A 17,804-nucleotide genomic window follows, 5' to 3' on the forward strand; every position below is an offset into this window, starting at 1 on the left:
AGACTCCGAATGGATGATTTGCCGCGCCGTGAAGTGTTCGACGAGGAGCTATACCTTCGTACCTTTCCCGACATCGCGCAGGCCGTGCGCGATGGCCAATTCTCGTCGGGCTACCACCACTGGGCGCTGCACGGCCGGTTCGAGCTCGCTGCTGGCCAGCGCGTGGCCACATCATCATTTTTGCTCGCTGCGTTCGACCACGGTGTCGAAGGCTTTGCGGCCAGCGACGACCTGTTTGGCGATCTGGCCGTCGAAGAGACCTCGCTGGCGGTCACCCAGCCAGACTCGCCACAGGAGCCGGACGGCGGGTCTGAACCCGGCAAGCGGACAAGGCGGCGTGGCCGGCCGGATAATTCCGAGGCGGAAGATCTCGTGGAGGACGAGCCTCAATTCGGGCTGCGCCCGGCCCACCGTCACGCCGAGCGGGCCCGGAAGCTGGTGGAGGTCGGGGACATCGAGGGGGCAGCCGAGGCGATCGCCGATGCCGTCGCAGCTGCGGAACCGTCCGACACGGCGATCCTGCTCCTCGCCGGCGAGATATTCAGCCGGGTCCGCTTCCCGCCGGGCCCGCTCGTCATCAAGAGTCTTCAAGCCAGTCTCACCGATGCGCAGTACCAAAGCCTCGTCACCGTCTGGACCGAACACTGCCGCGCTGGACTGTCGGAGGCGGATGTCGAGAGCCTGCTCACGGCGGTCAAGGCCGCCCGCGGGATCCTGGATGGCACGCCGTCCGGCCGGGCGGCCGCCCTCAACGCCAGGCTCTGTCCGTTCATGTTGGCGACGATGATCGGCAGCATCAGGTTGCCGGCGGCGCTGCAGATGCGCGTCTTCGACCATCTCCAAGAGACGATCACCGACGAGCCCGGAGACACCGCACGCTCACGCGCGTGGCCGGTCCTGCTACCAGTCCTCCACGACTATGTCGGGGTGGTCTCGGTCCGTGCGATGCAAGGCGGCCTTCCAGATCTCGCTCCGCTGGTCACTGAGTTCGCGGCACTTCTGTTCCGCGAATTCCACGAGCAGGCTGTAGCTGAACGGCTGCTGGAAGTGGCGACCTCGCTCGATCCGGCGCAGCGCGCGGACCCCTTCCACCGGTCGACCTATGTGCAGGTGCTGCAGGGCAGATCCGCCAACTACGAGATCGCGGCCTATCTCGGCTCGATCGACGGGACGGAGCTCACCGCTCCCAACCTCTTTCTCGCAGCCTGCCGTGTCTCCACAGCGCTTACCGCCGGCAATCCGGCCGACTTCCTTTCGACTCTGGACTGGCTGTGCGAGCTCTCATGGAAGGTCTATGACAAGGATCCCCGCGTCTTTCAGCAGGCCGTCCAGCTGATCCAGGGCGAGCTGCGGCGCTTCACCGACGCGATGATCGGCCGCACCCAGCAACGGGCCAACCGCGGTGACCTCGCCGGCGGGCGCCGGCAGCGCGCCGAGATCCTCGAGCACAGCCTGGCCGTGTTGCGCGGCCTGGAGGAAATTCAGCATCTTGCCGCCACGCCCGCGACGGTGAGCAGCGACCGTACCAGGCCCGCGCGCATCCTGGTGATCGGCTCGCAAAACCTGCCGCAATGCTGGCTCTACCGCGTCCAGCAGAAGGTCGAATTCCTGCGCATGGCTGGGTATGACGCAGTGGCGATCGATTTCGGCCGCGCCAGCCCTGCCGAAATCCAGGAGCAGCTGTGCTTTGCCAGCCACGCCATCATCTTCAGGCTTCCGGCCTTCAGCGATGTTCTGATGTTGACGCTCTATGCCAGGAGGCTGGGCGTCAGCTTGTTCTACGACATCGACGACCTGATCTTTGACGACCGCCACTTCCCGGGACCGTTCGAGAGCTACTCCGGGCTGATCAAGCGCGACACGCACACGCATCTGGCGATGGACACCCCGTTCTTCCGGGTCGCCATGGCCGCGGCGGGAGACGTGATCGTCTCGACGGAGCCGCTGGCCGAGATCGCGCGCGAGCTGCTCGGGCCGTCCGCGCGCGTCCAGGTCCATCGCAATATGGTGGCACTCGAGCTCGAGGCCGCCGCGATGCTGCCGAGGCTGCGCAGCAACGACGACACGATCCGGATCTTCTTCGGCAGCGGGACCCTCGCCCACAAGGGCGAATTCTATGATGTCGTGGTTCCGGCCATCGTCCGAATCATGGCCAAGCGACCGAAGGTCGAACTACATCTGGTCGGCGCCTTCGACGTTCCCACTCCGCTCGCCGACTTCGCGAGCCGCATCAAAGTAGCGCCTGCGGGCATGGCGTACGGCGGCTATATCGACCTGGTCCGCGAGGCCGACATCAACATCGCCGTGATGGAGGACAGCGTCGCGGTCGACTGCAAGAGCGAGCTGAAATGGTTCGAGGCCGGAATCTTCGGCATCCCGTCGGTGGTCTCCCCGTCCCGCAACTACGCAGATGTGCTGGCGGACGGCAAGGACGTACTCTTCGCACGGACGACCAAAGAGTGGCACGACACGTTGTTGCGCCTGGTGGACAGGCCAGCGCTCCGGCAACGGATCGGCGCCGAGGCCAAGCGAAAGGTCGAGCAGAGCTATACCTGGCGCGCGGGCGCAGAGAACCTCGCTGCAGTCCTCGGGCTTGGCGCGCCGCGGGGCGCCGCGGGGCATCGGCGCACCAGGCTGCTCTTCGTGAACGTTTTCTTCTGGCCGCAATCGATCGGGGGTGCCACCCGCATTCTCGAAGATTCGGTCCGCTATATCAGCGAGCACTACCACGACGAGGTCGAGCTCTATGTGCTCTGCGCCGACGAGAGCCCCGACCCCCGGCAGCCTTATCGCATCGAGCAGTACTGGTACGGCGCGGCGCTGGTGACGCGCATCGGCGTACCGCAGCGCCCCTGGTCCGATCATGAGGATCCCCGCATCGAGAGCTTCGTGCGGCGCTTCGTGCACGAATACCAGATCGACATCGCGCACATCCACTGCGTCCAGCTCCTGACCGCCGCGGTCCTTCGGGCGCTTTGTGACAGCGGAATCCCGACGGTCGTGACGGTGCACGACGCCTGGTGGCTCTCGGTGTCGCAGTTTCTGTGCACCCCGCACGGCGAGGTGATCGAGCCCGGCTGGGCCGAATGGGCCGCGTGCGAGCTGGCCGGCGCCGATGCCGAGCAGCGCGGCAAACTGCTGGCGCGCCGGTTGGACCTCATGGCGCTGCTGCAGCGGGCGAGCCGCGTGCTGGCCGTGTCGGAGAGCTTTGCGGCGGTCTATCGCGCGGCGGGCCTGACGATGACCGGAGTCAACGAGAACGGCGTGGCTGAGCTGCCGGCCGTGCCTGAGCCCCGTTCCCGTCAGGCAGGCGCGCCGATCGTCATCGGTTTCGTTGGCGGCATGAGCGCGCACAAGGGCTATGACCTGCTGCGTGCGATCGTCCGGGGCGCGTCGTTCCCGAACCTCGAGTTCCTCATTGTGGACCATGCGATGGATTTCGGGTCATCGCGGCGGTCCCGCTGGGGCGATTCGCGTGTGCGCTTCGTTGGCCGTTACCCCCAGACACGTGTGCACGAGCTCTACGCCGAGATTGATATCCTCGTCGCCCCCTCTCTCTGGCCGGAAAGCTTCGGCCTCGTCACGCGCGAGGCGCTGCTGGCGGGCGTGCCAGTCATCGCTTCCAGTCGCGGCGATGTCGGCCGGCACGTCACACCCGGTGTAGACGGCTGGATCGTGGATGTGACCACGCCGAAGGCGCTTCATGACCTGCTGATGCGGCTCGATCACGGAGAGGAGAAGGTTCCCGTCTTCTCGCCCGAGCGCAGCTTTCGCCTCCCGACCGACCAGGTCGAGGAATTGGTAACCCTGTATCGGAGCCTCACCGGCGCACCGGGTTCGGCTCGCATCCGCCGATCTCGATCTTCGGCAGACCCGAGCCCCAAGCGTCCTCCCGAACCAGGCGGGCGATCGCGACAGCGTGGGGGGCGCCCTAGCCGAGGAGCCACACAGTGATTTACGGCGGTCGCGGTTCATTTTGGAATATTCTGTGTACATCGAACACTAAGGGATCGAGCTGATGGGCCAGCCGGTGAAACCGCCCGGACACGATGGGGACGTTTGATGCTGAAGTTTGTGATTTGCGGGCTGGAACACACCGGAACCACGCTGCTCTCCGACATATTTCGCCAGGTGCCGTGGATCGATGCCGGGTTCGAGTGCGGGGTCCTGCTGTGCCCGTCTCCAAGGGAGTTCGAGGGGTTCGACCCCAACGGGGATCCATTTTTCGACAACATGCTCGAAGGGTGGGGGCTCACCAGAGAGGAGCTCGCCGAGGCGTGCCATGCCGAAACTTTCGACGGCTTCTATGCCAGGCTCCAGGCGTTCTCGAAGGTTTTGCGGCCTGGCACGACGGAGATTATCGACAAGACTCCACGCTATTTCAGCCGCCTCGAAGAGTGCATGAACCGAGCGGACGTTCCGTTCATCGCCAGCTTCAAGGACCCGCGCAGCATCGTCTTCTCGGATTTCAGGCGGTCACAGAGTAATGACTTCGACGCTTGGTATCAGGCTTACCTGGGGCCGAAACATTTTTACGTCGTGGAGGAGTGCTACAAGAACTACCAAAAGGCGCGGGCGCGCAACGAGGGGAGGGTCGCCTTTGTGGCACTCGAAGAGCTCTGCATGGACGCCCGCGCGACCTGTGAGCGCCTGTTCAGGCATGTAGGACTCGAGTTCAAGACCGAATACATGATCCTGGAGGACCAGCGCCACGGCGATCCCCGCCCCAATGGCATCTCGCCGCGCCTCCCGTTCGAGTACAAGAAGCACCTGACCGATGGGCAACAGCGGCGGATCATGGATGATTTCGCGGAATGCGGCGACTGGTTCTACGAGTGACGCAGCTGCACCGGCTAACTCGCGGATCCGAGTGGCGCGATCGGGTTCGTAGGCTACGGCGCCGCGCCGCACTCGGCCGCGAGCGTCAACAAGTGAACAAACCGCATGCGTCGTGACGCGCTGGGCGCGCTCGGAATCGTGACCTCGGCAGAGACGTCCACCAATGCGCCAGCACTGCCGAGCCTATCCATCGTCGGTTCCGTCAGTGAGCTGCAGAGCCGAACACAGACTGAGAGCGGGTGGCCACGCGCCTACAGTGTTGTTGCGGAATTTCGCATCGAGGCGGATGAGGGAAGTGCGGTGCTTGTAGCCTTTCCAATTAATCAATACAACGAGGGATCCAGTGCACCAGTTTATTCATACGACCAACTCCTTTCGTTTGCTCGGCGTGCCATACTTGGATTTCCTTGCCGCTTTGCACACCCACCTGACGCCACGCACATACTTGGAGGTGGGCACAGCGAGGGGGGATTCGCTGGAGCTCGCGGGTTGCGACGCGATCGCGGTGGACCCAGGATTTCAGCTTGAGGTTACCGCCACCGGCAAGCGCAGGCGCACCTTCTTCTTCCAGATGACGTCTGACGATTTCTTTACCACCGAAAATGTGCGGGAGTTGCTGGGACGGCCGGTGGACATGGCCTTTTTGGATGGCCTGCACCGGTTCGAATTCCTGCTGCGCGATCTGATCGGGACAGAGGCTGCCTGTCATCCCCGCTCACTGATCCTGCTGCATGATTGCGTGCCTTTGAATCCGCGGATGGCGTTGCGGCAGTGGTTGCCGGGCGGTCCCTTGGAGACAGAAACTGCTTCCTTCTGGACGGGTGATGTTTGGAAGTTGCTGCCAATCCTGAAGAAGTACCGCCCGGACCTGCGGCTACATGTGCTGGACTGCCCGCCGACTGGCCTGGTCGCGATCACCCGCCTCGACCCGGCGTCGCGCATTTTGGCCGATTCCTACTACGACATCGTCGATGAGTACGCCGCAACCGTTATGGACGACAATCGGCTGCGGTCGTTTTGGGAGGAACTCGAAATGACCGACTCACGTCCGCTCTGCGAGGAACCCGACCGCCTGACCTCGCTGTTCAGCCTCATGGGAAGCCCACTTCCGCCGCCCCAATTTCCGGGCTCGTACCGCGGTGGGGCCGGGCGCGAGCAGCGAGGCCAGAGCTTCCGCGGGCAGGTAGTCTCCGACCTGTCGCAGCGCGAGCTGCAGCCGCTCCTGAGCTTTGAGCCGGCCGGCCGTAGCATGAGTGCCGCTCAGCTGCTGGTTCCGTGTACCTCCGTAATTGGTGCGAGCGACATTCGCGAAACGATACCGAAGGTGCTGGAGTGCACCGAGGTAATGTATCTGCCGTATCGGAATCCGGGTCCTTGGGGTATCTATGACGCACAGGGCATGGCGATCGAGGGCGCGATCAATTTCCGTGGTCCGTGGCGGGAACCGAGGCACCAATCGGTGACTGTGACACCTGAGCCCGCCGAGGCGATCTGCAACGAAGCTGATCTCGTCTATGTCGGCGAGATCATGGATCATTTCGGCCATTTCCTGACGCAGAGCTTGTCCCGGTTCTGGTACCTGCGCGAACGGCCCTCGGCGCGGGTGCTGTTTCATTCGATGTGGAATGCAACGCAGCTGTTCTCGTTTCAGCATGTCGCACAGATTTTTGAGGCGCTCGGCCTTCGCGAGGAGCAGTTCGTCCGGTTCGAAGTGCCCACTCTCGTGCAAAGCCTGACGGTGCCGCAGCCGAGCTTGGAGGAGATGCATTTCGCGCATCAGATCTATGCGGAATGCCTCCGCGAGATCGGTGCGTTCTTCACGCAAGGTGATGTACACGCGGACGAGGGGCCGGTCTATCTGTCGAAGACGCGGCTCAACGTCGGCGTACGTCGTTTCGTCAACGAGCAGGAGATCGAGGACGAGCTCGCCCGCCAGGGCGTGCGGATTGTGCATCCGGAAACTCTCTCCTTGCCGCAGCAAATCGACACCCTGCGGCGTCATCGGACGTTGCTGGGGTGCTGCGGATCCGCGTTTCACTCGACGTTGATGCTGCCGGAAGGGCGCCGGATCGTCGGATTGAATGAATTCGAGACTCTGAATTCGAACTTCGAGCTGTTCGACAAGCTGAGCGGCAACAACGCCAGCTACTATTACGCGCCGTCCACGAAGCAGGTTGACGACCCGAAATTTCTGGTGGCCTCCCGTATCGACGATCCCGTGGGCGTCGCCAGAGAGTTGCTGCAACGGATCTGAGTTTGCCGTCATATGCTGATGGCTCGCCCAGCGAGCAGCCTCAGCAGTCCGTCACGACGCCGTTCTCGACCGGAAATCCTGCGACGATTGCCCTTTACGGGACACGCTTCGGGCGCCATGGACCTCGTATCCGTCAGGCATTACCTTGGTAGGCCCGCTTCCCGTGTTGGTGTAGGCCTTGGTCGTGGAGTTGGCCGAGGGCGTGGGCGAGTTGGCAGCGCAGCCGCTGGTTTTCTCGCGGATGTCACACGCGCGGTAGCTTGAACGGGAGGGAGCATGGTCTTGTGCTCCCGTCGCCATTCGCTGATGCGTGAGGCGTTGCAGTCGATGAGCCCGTCGCCTACCGCCTATTCGATCACGCGGAAATGTGCCGTAAGGCTGTTCTTGACGGTTGGTCGGCTGCAGTCATTGGAAATCCGCGTGTACAGCTCGGTCGACGGCGCCGATGTGATCGTCGTGCCAAACTTCGTGGCCGAGGGTTGGCATAACCCGCTTGCACCAGCCGGCTCGCTTTCGCCGGCCTTGGCGTTATCGGAGCGGCGACGGCGGTATTAGCCTCGATTTTGCGCGTCGGCGTGGTCCGGCGATGCTGAGCCGCGGAAAGCGTTGAGGAATAGCTGTTTTGGGCTTGGGGTGTGTTTAGCCCGCCCGTGTCGCCGGGTGGGCGGGCTTTCCAGGGCCGGTGGGTCTTTCGGGTCGGCGGGGCAAGGTGTTGCGGCTGGTCAGGGGAAGGCGGTGCGGAGGCGGTGCCAGGCAGTGCTGATGGCGGTGGCCCAGCGCCAGGTGGCGTCGATGCGCAGCCGTAGTTGGCGGGCGCCGCGGGTGATGCGGGCCGCCACGTGCAGAACCCGGTAACGGAAGGCGGTGATCTCGCAGCAAGCCAACTCGGGGGTGTCGGTGAAGCCGATCAGTTGAGCCCAGGCGACCAGGTCGGCGGCGGCCAGCACGATCTCCAGCCAGGCAGCGTTGGACTGGAAGTCATGGCAGGGCAGGTTGGCCAGGCCGGCGGCTTTGGCCTGGCGGATGCGGTCCTCGACGCGGGCGTGCTGGCGATGGCGCAGTTCCAGGCCGGCCAGCTGCCCGGGCACGGCCCCAGGGGCGGTGTCGGTGATGAACGCGGTCACCCGCATGCCGTCGATGTCGGTGAAGCGCAGCTGCGCACCGGGGTGGGGCCGCTCTTTGCGTAGCACCAGCCGGGTCCCGACCGGCCAGGTAGCCAGGTTGACCAGGGGCGTAGCCTCAGCCACCCACGCCCCGTCACGTATCTCGCCGCTGGAGTCGATCGCCGGGTACCAGCCCTGGGCGAGGTTGAGGGTGTCCACGGCATCCCAGATGCGGGCATCGACGGGAAATCCGAAGGAGAACCCGACCCCGCGATCACGGCAGGCCTGGGCGAAACGGTGGGTGGCCCCGGCGGTGTCGGAGCGCACCACCACCGCCGGCGCGCCCGGATCGTGCGGGTCGGGACGCCACTCTGCTGGTAGCGAGGCCAGCGCCTGGTCAAGGACCGTGACGTGGTCGGCGGCGGTGTTCGAGCCGGCGTTGCCGGCCCGCAACAGCCCGGCCAAAGCCTCACCGCCAGCGATCTCCGGTCGGTCCAAAAACGCCAGCAGCGGGTGATGGCCGAAGGACTTCTTCCACGTCGGGGCCGCCTCGGCCTTGTTGTCGGAATGGTCGATGACCAGCGTGGCGTCGAAGTCGATATACAGCGGCTGACCACCGATGGGGGCGGCTCCGGCAGCCCAGGCCGCCGCCCGTGCCGCCGCCCGTGCGGCGCGAACCTTCGGCAGGTGCGCGGCGTCGATACGCGCATCGACCAGCCGCCACATCGTCGTCGTGGAGGCCTTGGCCCCGAACACATGCTCGCGGTCCCCGCATAGCTGGCCGACGCCGTCGATGCAGTCCGCCCCGTCGGCCACCGCTGCGGCCAAATCGGCGAACACCGCACCCGGGGCATGCACCCAGGGCCCCTTGTAGGAATCAGCCAACACCGCTGTGACCTGCGCGGATAATCCGGTCTGGTCGGCGAGCTCACGCAACAGCCCCATCCCAGCGTGCGACACAACCCCATGGCCGTCCGCCGATACTTTCACCCGCCGCGCCGCCGCGATACTCTTCACCTGCGAGGTGCCTTCCAGCCAGGATATTGAACCGTAGAGAAGTCCAATCATCCTTTGCAGGACAGGCACTTTCGCGCATCAACACCCATCTACACCGGCATTCCGCGAAAAATCCGGGCTAGGGGCTGTCGCGGGCCGCGAACGCGCCGGCCTACGTGAGGCGCATGCAAGAGTTGGTCGCTGATTTTGTTTTAAGCGGGCCGCGCGCGCCTCGGACGATCTACACTTTCGTGGTGGGCGAAGTCGAGATTCAGGCGGCGCTGCGCGCCGAGGTGATGGAGCACCTGACGCCCGTAGAGGCGGACAAGCTCGGCCTCGAGCTACCAGCCGGAGCCGATCACTACCGCGCCTGGGTCGGGCCGCCGGCTAAGTACGACCTGCTTGGCGCGATCCAGTTTCAGGCGCTGACCAACCTCGGCCTGCGCGACTACCACTACGTGTGCGAGGTCGGCTGCGGTAGCCTTCGCGCCGGTCGCCTGCTGATCGCCTACCTGCTCGACGGCCGCTACTGCGCGATCGAGCCCAACACGACGATCCTCCAAGAGGGTCTGCGGGAGCACTTCGGCTGGCACGGTCCCGGCAGCGACATCATGGTCAAGAAGTGCCCTCGCTTCCAGTACGGCACCGACTTCGACATCGGCGGCTTCGGCGTTGAGTTTGACTTCGTGCTCGCCCAGTCGGTGCTGTCGCACACCGGCCCCGCCGAGACCGCGCTCTTCTTCCGCCAGTGCGCCGAGTCGATGACCTCGCGCACGACCGTGCTGTTCACGTTCATCAGCGGCACCGAGAATTGCACCATTGACGGCTGGTACTACCCCGCCTGCGTCACCTACACCCCGGACTACATGCACGCGCTGGCCGCCGCGCACGGCCTCACACTCGAGATCATCGAGTGGCCTGCGCTCAACCGCCACGAGCAGGGTCTCGTGTCAGGGCAGACGCCAGCGCTGCTGCGCAAGGCGGTCCCATCACCCTTGATGCAGTTGAACGGCAGTCCTACCAGCGACGTCAACAGCCCTCAATTGACATCACCGCCAGCATCCCCGATCACCCCCGGGGAGCCCCGAACAGATGGTGTCACTGGCAAATCGGTGGGTCCGAAGTATCACGGTTACCTCGACCGGTTTTCCATCTTAAATCGCGCCGTCGTTTTCGAAGGGTGGGCGAGTGAAGCCGATATCGAGATCTATTACGACGACACAAGGCTGAATTTGAGTCTTGCCTCTGTGAAGAGGCCCGACCTCGTGCCTGTATTCGGCGAGGACGCCGAAGGTTGGGGCTTCGCCGCCTGCGCGACGCTTCCTACGAACGAAATTGACCGGACAAAGTTCAGGCTACGCCTGAGTCAAGGCATTCCTAGCGCCAACATCGACGTCTTCAGCGCCCGCTCAGACAAGGTGTTCACGCAGATGGTCAACGCATTCAGGACGGCGGTGGCGCAGAAGCCCGATCCCAGCCTTTTGGAGATCGGCTCTCGGGCGCGAAGCGGACAAGCCTATCGCCTTTGGTTTCCGGAGAAGCTGGACTACGTGGGAATGGACATTCACGCGGGGCCGAACGTCGACGTCGTCGGCGATGCGCATCACCTGAGCCGATGCGTCAATCGCAAATTCGACTTCATGTTCTCCATGGCGACGTTTGAGCACCTCCTCATGCCGTGGAAGGTCGCCCTGGAGATGAACAAGACACTGAATGACGGCGGAAAGGCGCTGATCATTTCGCACCCTTCGTGGCCGCTGCACGAGGAGCCGTGGGACTTCTTCCGCTTCTCGAAAGAATCCTGGCAAGGCATCTTCAATGCTCATACCGGATTCCGCGTCGTCGACGCGCAGTACCAGTATCCAGCGAGCATCGTGCCCTTGTATAGCAATGCCTCGCACTTCGAGGTCATGAGCAAAGGCCGCACGTTCCTGCTCAGCGGATGTGTCGTCGAGAAGACCGGACCGCCTCAGGTCGCGTGGGAGGCGGACGCCTCAGACGTCTACAATCTGAACTACTCCCACGCCTGAAGTGAGCGCGGCGTCGCCGCCCCACCGCTTCATCCTCACGCCGAGCAGCACCGTGCCGGTCTCTGTAGTTCGCCCCGGGCAGGTCGGTGGCGGCCTATTGGTGATTCGCGGTCGCCTTCAGCGCGACAGGTGATACTCCGCCGTCGCGCCCAGCGTGTAGATGCGGTTAGCGTGGCTCAGCCCGACATAGTCGTCGGTTGCGAAACCGGCGTTGAGGCCGAGCTTGATCCGCTCAGTCAGCGAATGGTCGAGGCGGATACTCTGGCGCGGTTGACCTCGGCCGAGGCGCCGGCGATCACCGCGTCCTGCAACTACGTCGCGGCCTTGAGGCTGACCGTTCATCAAACGCGACTTTAGACCCGGTGCGCACGGTCAATATCGGCTCCGTCCTGAAGCCGCTCGCGGTCGGTGAAAAGTGCACGGCCGCAGACCCAGGTCGCCTATAGTGTTGTTGCGGGATTCCGAATTCCGCAACGACGCGCATGGGGGAGGCGCGGCGCTTGCCGCCTTTCTAATTGATCAAGACAACGAGGGGCCCAGTGCACGACTTTGATGATGCGACCAACTCCTTTCGTTTGCTCGGTGTGCCATACTTGGATTTCCTTGCCGCTTTGCACACCCACCTGACGCCACGCACATACTTGGAGGTGGGCACAGCGAGGGGGGATTCGCTGAAGCTCGCGGGTTGCGACGCGATCGCGGTGGACCCAGGATTTCAGCTTGAGGTTACCGCCACCGGCAAGCGCAGGCGCACCTTCTTCTTCCAGATGACGTCTGACGATTTCTTTGCCACCGAAAATGTGCGGGAGTTGCTGGGACGGCCGGTGGACATGGCCTTTTTGGATGGCCTGCACCGGTTCGAATTCCTGCTGCGCGATCTGATCGGGACAGAGGCTGCCTGTCATCCCCGCTCACTGATCCTGCTGCATGATTGCGTGGCTGTGAATGCGCGGATCGCGTTGCGGCAGTCGCCGGGGGGTGCCTGGACGGGTGATGTTTGGAAGTTGCTGCCAATCCTGAAGAAGTACCGCCCGGACCTGCGGCTACATGTGCTGGACTGCCCGCCGACTGGCCTGGTCGCGATTACCCGCCTCGACCCGGCGTCGCGCATTTTGGCCGATTCCTACTACGACATCGTCGATGAGTACGCCGCAACCGTTATGGACGACAATCGGCTGCGGTCGTTTTGGGAGGAACTCGAAATGACCGACTCGCGTCCGCTCTGCGAGGAACCCGACCGGCTGACTGCGCTGTTCAACCTCAACTGAGCCTGCATAAACGCCGGCTTGCGAATGAATTTGGACCCCGGACATCTTTCGCCCGCGTACCGAACGGCCGAGTTTGGCCGTGGAGGGCGGTTGGCGCGGCGCGGTCGCTGCCTCCGACTGGTCGGTGATAAACCGACATAGACGCGGCCATTGGCAAAATCAGTGAGGTGCGACACCCCCGAGGACTGCGACCGTGCCAGGGGTACATGTGTTGTTCAATATCTGCGTGTTGGAGGAATCGTTGCCGATTGCCGCAAGGATGCCGTCATTTCGGATGTCAGCATAGCTGTTCGCAACCGAACAGTCGATATTCCCAGAGTGCAACAGCACGCCAATTCGGTTGGCCCTCTGCTCGTACGTAAACAGTGAGTTATTTATGCGAGTCGCAGTAGTGTTAATCAGCACGATATCCGCTCTGGCCGCGCTGACGGTGGCACCGATTTCGTAGTCAGAACCCGGGTCGCCTGTACCGAACTGTGAGCGCACAACATTGTGCAGTGCAGTGCCGTCCATGCCGGTCGCTAGGTTGTTGTAGGTAAACCACTCCGAGCCAATTTTTAATGCCCCGACCTGGGGGAACCCGGCGGTTGAGGCAAGCGTGAGCACCGTAGGTGAACTTCCTGTGGTCAAGGCGGTTGCGAGCGTAGACGACGGATTCCAACTGACCTGCGGCGTGCCGCATAAGGCTACATCTGAGATTATAGTTAGCGCGCGTGTATTTAAGCAAATATTGAAGTCGCGACATGACAGCCATCCGCCGCGGATCGTGAGTTGCGGCTGTCTACCATCGGTTTGGAAATAGATACCCTCCCTACAGTCAGCAATGGAACATTCGTTAAAAAAGCCACCTTGGGAACCGGAAGCAATCATCTGCACCGCACGCTTGCAGTCAGAAATATTCAGGTGGGAAAGCTCAGGCGCGAAAGAGTTATTCAGGTTGATGGCGAGCGTGGGTAGGTAAATAGACTCTGTGTCGAGCATATCTGTTGTTGGTGTCCATAATCCATTAATGACCACGTCGTTTAAAAGCGCCAAATACATGCCAATAGCCTCAATTGGCTTGTCCCAATAGCCATCGTCTTGATCAAAGCCCTGGCAAAGGATGTGCTCGGCGGTATACGACCGGCTATGCCTAGAGCCGACTCCGGTGCTCGTTACACTCAGCGCGTGGCTAGCTCCCGCCACTGCGCTGGTGAGGGTCAGCTCACGGAAATCAAAATTGGAAAGCATTCCGCCCCAAGGTGCACCAGTAACGTCTAGCGTCAAGAACCCGCCGGGCGCCGTGCAGATGATCTCACTGGTGCCGACACTCGCGCCGCGTAGTGAAAACAGTTCGATGTTGTCCTTCGGTGCAAGCGAGATTGCCTGGCCGCAAATGCTAATACCGGCGGGCATGATCAGTTGCGAGTCGTAACTGTTGGTCATGTCGGTTAATGCCGCCAGCCATGCTGCACCGTCATCGGTGCCCCACGCGACGAAGGCCGCCGAGACTGCCTGTGCTGCCGGGGTTTTAAGAACAGCATTGTTGCCTGAGATGCTTGCGATGGTCGTGATGTGCGGCTGGTTGGGAGTGCTGCCAGCATGCTGGGTATGACCCGTACCCAAGCCAATGATGAGGATTTTGCCTACGTCGGCAGCAGTGAAGTCGTAGCCGCTGCAACTGACAACATTCAGGCTACCGGGAGAAATGGTCGCGTCTTTACGACGCTTACCATCGACCTTAGCGCCCCAGTCGGTGACTAGCGTCGGCTTGGGGCGTCCGTGTGCCACCCTGACACGGGAAAGCGCCTCGACCCACACCGTCGCGGTCACGGCCGCGACCCCCAGCGTCGCGGCCACGGCCGCTAGGAACCGTCGTCGGTCCAGTTCGCCCACGGAGTTATCCTAAGCAGGTCATGTGTCGCCCGCGATCCAACACAGGCCGCCCGCGCAGGGAGCACTCGCGAAACGCGTCTTCGCCCAAAGGTTCCCGGATCGTCATGGGGCCATTGACCTTGGGCCGCCTCGTGCCGCCAGGCGGGCCTCGGTATTGAAGCCGGACCCTAGGTCCGGCAGGTCATCCCAGTCGGCGTCGTCGATGTCACGCAGGGTGCCGCTGGCCGCGCGCGCAGCGTCAGGTGCGCGGGCGCGTCCACGCGGATTGCCTGCAACACGGCCTGTTCAACGGTTCCCGCCGCGCTGACGAGGCTGTGTCCACAGAGGATCACCACCGGCTGGCCGCGCGCATTGCCGCCACGATGTCCCTGCCGAGCGCCCAAATTTCGGATCAACACCGCGCGCTCGCAGACGGCCCCCGTCGCGCGTCAGCCGGGCACCGGGGATGTCGAAGGGACCGTAGATGGGCCGGAGCGCGATGCCGGCGAGGTCGGCGGCGACGGCCGCGGGCGGATGCAGGTGCGCGACGGCTCGGTGCCGCGGATCGGCCAGCATGGCTTCGGCGTGGATGGGCAGTTCGTCGGGCACGCGTTAGCCGTCCAGCCTTCGTCTAACCTCGGTCTTTCGCGCCGCCTGACTGGGTGATCTGAGCCGCTGTCGATCTGGACATCAGTGACCAGACGATCTACGGCCGGCGTAAACAGGCACGGATCGACACCGCCAACTACCCGGTCTCAACCGCGCCGAGCAGGCCGAGCTGACCGCAGGCAACAAACGCATCCGTGCGCGCGAGACCGAGGTGGCGATCCTGGAAGGGGCCGGGAGCTGCTGCGGGAGCCGTACGACCCATAAGGCGGTACGCGGCCATAGCGACTGTGACCGCAGAAGGACTGCCGATGCGAACGACCTGCCGGCTGCTGCCGGTGTCCGAGTCGGGTTACTAAGAATGGCAACGCCACCGTCGGCGCGAGCAGTGCGCCACGCATGGCTTACCGAATAGATCCGGGCCGTACACACCCGATTCCCACGGCACCTGCGGCAGCATATGGGTGCACGCCAAACTCGCCCTCGGTCTGGGACTTCGGGACAAACAGGTGGAGCTGCTGATGGCACGTGCTGTCATCTAGCCACGCAACCGTCGGCTCAGCAACATCAATTCCGTTGTGCTGTAATTGTATTCATGTGAGATGACTATCCGCGACTTTGAAGCCGGCCTCGAGGAGGCCTACTGGGCGACGGCGTCGCGGGGATTGATCTCCAACGTCATCGAGGTAGCGGTCGATGAGATCGAAGCCTGGCAGGCCCGCCCGCTCGATGAGGTCTACCCGACTCTACATCTACGGCCTGCGGCTGCGCGCCAAGGACAACGGGGTGGTCACGACTAAGCTGGCTACTGGTGATCGGGGTTGATCTGGAGGGCCACAAACACGCTCTGGGGATCTGGATCCAAGACTCTGAGGGATATGGAACGAGCACATGTTCGCTTCCCCGAATCCGCGGTGCTGCATGAGGTTTTTTCGGGTCTATCGGTGTCGCTGATCTCCAAGGTTTAAGCCCGTGAGTTAAGGTCCCACCTAGAAACCTTCGGTGTGAGGAAGGCGTGCGGTGGGCGAAGGCAGCTGCGGGTGATCACGGGCGAGTTCGCAGCGGTCGTTGAGATCCGAGATCCGCAGCGGTTTCAGACCGGGCCGATAAACGAGAATGACAACGCGACTGTAACGCCCTGCTTCTCCGGCGTCTGCTGCATCGCATTCCTCGACTCGCTGAGTACTCACCTGACACCGTGTAGCTACCTAGAGGTCGGCAGTGCGCACAGGGCTTCGCTAGCGGTTGCTGGCTGCGACACGATCGCGGTGGAGCCGCGGTTCGCAGTTTCGGCCCACGCCACCTGCAACCGGACACGCACGCACTTCTTCCAGTTGACATCAGACGATTTCGTAGCGAAAGAGAGTGCACCCGCGTTGCGGAGACGGCCAGTGAATATGGCCTTCCCGGAGGGCCCGCACCGCTACGACGACCTGCTGCGCGAGCGTCCTTGCCGATCTTTATTACGAGATTGTCGATCGGCACGCCGCATCCGTTCTCGACGAGGACCGGCTCAACTTGTTGTGGGACTCAACCGAACTCACCGTTTCGCAACCGCTTTGCGACGGAACCGACCGTCTGCCAGACCCGTTCGCCGTCTACAGCACGTTGCGGGGTCGCATCCGTGAGTGATGAAATCAAAGAGACGCGGAACGAAGAATGTATGGTTTGCGCATCCTCGGAGCGAGGACCGGATTTGTTCCCTCGAGGCCGATTTCCGCTCCGAGACTGGCCGCCATCGGAGGGCACGCTGAGCGTCATCGAAGCGCCCAAGGTCGAGCAATTCAGGCCGCCTGAGTTCGTTTGCAACCTCTCCGGTAAGGAGATACCCGACTGGCTCGGTCCGCGCACCGAAATCCATGGAAGCTACTTGGTTTCGCGCCCTGACGTGCTTCTCTTTGGGGCCAACCACCTGGTGAGTCAATCCGGGCTGTGGTCGTGCGAATCACGGATGTTCAAGCGGCAATTCATGGAATTGGCGGCAAATCCTGATTTTTCTCATTTCTTCCCCGGCGTGAAGCCCGACATCGAATTTGAGGGCGATGAAATCGCTCTCGATTGCAGCACGCTAAGCCAGTACGATGTTGATTCGATCACCGAGCCCGTGTTCCTCGCCACTCCTCTAGAGCCCGACATCTGGGGCAGATGGATCGCCACGACCCTCCCTAAATGCGCTCAGTTCAAGGCATTCGGGAAGGGAAGAAGATTCTTTTGCCGGACGACGCATCCCTGGCAGCGGGGCCTCTTGCAACTGATGGGCATCGAGCAGGCTGAAGTGCTCGAACACGATCCGGGCAAGACATACTTTTGCCGCGACGCCCTCACCGTGGAATATTCGGTGGCAGACCTGCGGGTTAGTGAGGCCGAGAAGCGGGTCTACGCCGAGTTGGCGGATGCCTGCCGGCGAGATTCCGCAGACATTTTTGGCGAGCGCATCTTCGTGTCACGTCTCGCCACTTCGGCGAAGCATCCTCACTTCCGCGTCCTGCAAAACGAGGGCGAGCTTATCGCGGCGCTGAGCGAGTTGGGTTTCAAGACCGTTCAGCCGGAGCAGCTACCAGTCAAAGAGCAGATTAGGATGTTTGCACGAGCCAAATGCGTTGTCGCCTTGGGTGGCTCGGCACTCTTCAGCGTTCGTTTCTGCCCGCCCGGCGCAACTGTGGTGGACATCGAATCGAGTGACCTCTTTCTCGCCCTCCACTCCGCCATGCTCAGTTCAGTGGGACACCGCTTTGGCGTTATTGTTGGGCAGCAAGACCCCGCAGATCCGACGCCGGTGCACAAACGGTGGACCATCGATGTGCAGCGTGCCTGCAACGCAATTCGGGAGATTCTCTGAGTATTTTCCCGACCT

At 62.7% G+C, this 17,804-nt stretch carries 10 protein-coding genes and 2 pseudogenes; 8 read left to right on the forward strand and 4 right to left on the reverse strand.

Annotated features, from left to right (window positions below; genetic code table 11):
- Window positions 1–9 precede the first annotated feature (9 nt).
- The 4 genes from ACJ512_RS06920 (at window position 10) to ACJ512_RS06935 (ending at window position 7,648) form a co-directional block, all read left to right on the forward strand.
- Window positions 10–3,954 (forward strand): glycosyltransferase, encoded by a 3,945-nt coding sequence (locus ACJ512_RS06920; RefSeq protein WP_407688580.1) that lies wholly within the window; start codon window positions 10–12, stop codon window positions 3,952–3,954.
- Between the two features lie 108 nt (window positions 3,955–4,062).
- Window positions 4,063–4,839 (forward strand): sulfotransferase, encoded by a 777-nt coding sequence (locus ACJ512_RS06925; RefSeq protein WP_407688581.1) that lies wholly within the window; start codon window positions 4,063–4,065, stop codon window positions 4,837–4,839.
- Between the two features lie 343 nt (window positions 4,840–5,182).
- A complete protein-coding gene (locus ACJ512_RS06930) occupies window positions 5,183–7,093 on the forward strand; it encodes a glycosyltransferase 61 family protein (RefSeq protein ID WP_407688582.1) in 1,911 nt (636 codons plus the stop codon).
- 306 nt (window positions 7,094–7,399) lie between these two features.
- On the forward strand, window positions 7,400–7,648 hold the full coding sequence (locus ACJ512_RS06935; protein WP_407688583.1) for a hypothetical protein: 249 nt from the start codon (window positions 7,400–7,402) through the stop codon (window positions 7,646–7,648).
- 167 nt (window positions 7,649–7,815) lie between these two features.
- Here the strand turns inward: ACJ512_RS06935 and ACJ512_RS06940 are convergent, their stop codons facing one another.
- On the reverse strand, window positions 7,816–9,213 hold the full coding sequence (locus ACJ512_RS06940; protein ID WP_407688584.1) for an IS1380 family transposase: 1,398 nt from the start codon (window positions 9,211–9,213) through the stop codon (window positions 7,816–7,818).
- 164 nt (window positions 9,214–9,377) lie between these two features.
- Between ACJ512_RS06940 and ACJ512_RS06945 the strand changes: the two genes are divergently transcribed.
- Window positions 9,378–11,222 (forward strand): class I SAM-dependent methyltransferase, encoded by a 1,845-nt coding sequence (locus ACJ512_RS06945; RefSeq protein WP_407688585.1) that lies wholly within the window; start codon window positions 9,378–9,380, stop codon window positions 11,220–11,222.
- 117 nt (window positions 11,223–11,339) lie between these two features.
- Here the strand turns inward: ACJ512_RS06945 and ACJ512_RS06950 are convergent, their stop codons facing one another.
- Window positions 11,340–11,564, reverse strand: a complete 225-nt coding sequence (locus ACJ512_RS06950; RefSeq protein ID WP_407688586.1) for an outer membrane beta-barrel protein — start codon at window positions 11,562–11,564, stop codon at window positions 11,340–11,342.
- A 197-nt stretch (window positions 11,565–11,761) separates the two neighbouring features.
- On the opposite strand from ACJ512_RS06950, the gene ACJ512_RS06955 reads away from it, so the two are divergent.
- Complete coding sequence (locus ACJ512_RS06955) at window positions 11,762–12,490, forward strand: class I SAM-dependent methyltransferase (RefSeq protein WP_407688587.1); 729 nt, start codon at window positions 11,762–11,764, stop codon at window positions 12,488–12,490.
- A 159-nt stretch (window positions 12,491–12,649) separates the two neighbouring features.
- On the opposite strand, the gene ACJ512_RS06960 is transcribed toward ACJ512_RS06955, so the two are convergent.
- Together ACJ512_RS06960 and ACJ512_RS06965 are read right to left on the reverse strand one after the other, a co-directional pair.
- Window positions 12,650–14,365: a hypothetical protein gene (locus tag ACJ512_RS06960; RefSeq protein ID WP_407688588.1), complete on the reverse strand. Its 1,716-nt coding sequence runs from the start codon at window positions 14,363–14,365 to the stop codon at window positions 12,650–12,652.
- Window positions 14,366–14,484: 119 nt separating this feature from the next.
- Window positions 14,485–14,956: pseudogene (locus ACJ512_RS06965) on the reverse strand (class II aldolase/adducin family protein); the annotation flags it as partial.
- A 545-nt stretch (window positions 14,957–15,501) separates the two neighbouring features.
- On the opposite strand from ACJ512_RS06965, the pseudogene ACJ512_RS06970 reads away from it, so the two are divergent.
- Both ACJ512_RS06970 and ACJ512_RS06975 read left to right on the forward strand, forming a co-directional pair.
- Window positions 15,502–15,827, forward strand: a pseudogene (locus ACJ512_RS06970) (transposase); the annotation flags it as partial.
- A 747-nt stretch (window positions 15,828–16,574) separates the two neighbouring features.
- Window positions 16,575–17,789: a glycosyltransferase family 61 protein gene (locus ACJ512_RS06975; protein WP_407688590.1), complete on the forward strand. Its 1,215-nt coding sequence runs from the start codon at window positions 16,575–16,577 to the stop codon at window positions 17,787–17,789.
- The last annotated feature ends 15 nt before the right edge of the window (window positions 17,790–17,804 follow it).

Source organism: Mycobacterium cajalii (assembly GCF_045809005.2).
GTDB lineage: Bacteria > Actinomycetota > Actinomycetes > Mycobacteriales > Mycobacteriaceae > Mycobacterium.

Bases quoted from the DNA above. Each gene is read 5' to 3' on its own strand.
- ACJ512_RS06920 (WP_407688580.1), top strand. From the start codon at position 10: ATGGATGATTTGCCGCGCCGTGAAGTGTTCGACGAGGAGCTATACCTT.
- ACJ512_RS06925 (WP_407688581.1), top strand. From the start codon at position 4,063: ATGCTGAAGTTTGTGATTTGCGGGCTGGAACACACCGGAACCACGCTG.
- ACJ512_RS06935 (WP_407688583.1), top strand. From the start codon at position 7,400: ATGCGTGAGGCGTTGCAGTCGATGAGCCCGTCGCCTACCGCCTATTCG.
- ACJ512_RS06945 (WP_407688585.1), top strand. From the start codon at position 9,378: ATGCAAGAGTTGGTCGCTGATTTTGTTTTAAGCGGGCCGCGCGCGCCT.
- ACJ512_RS06950 (WP_407688586.1), bottom strand. From the start codon at position 11,564: ATGAACGGTCAGCCTCAAGGCCGCGACGTAGTTGCAGGACGCGGTGAT.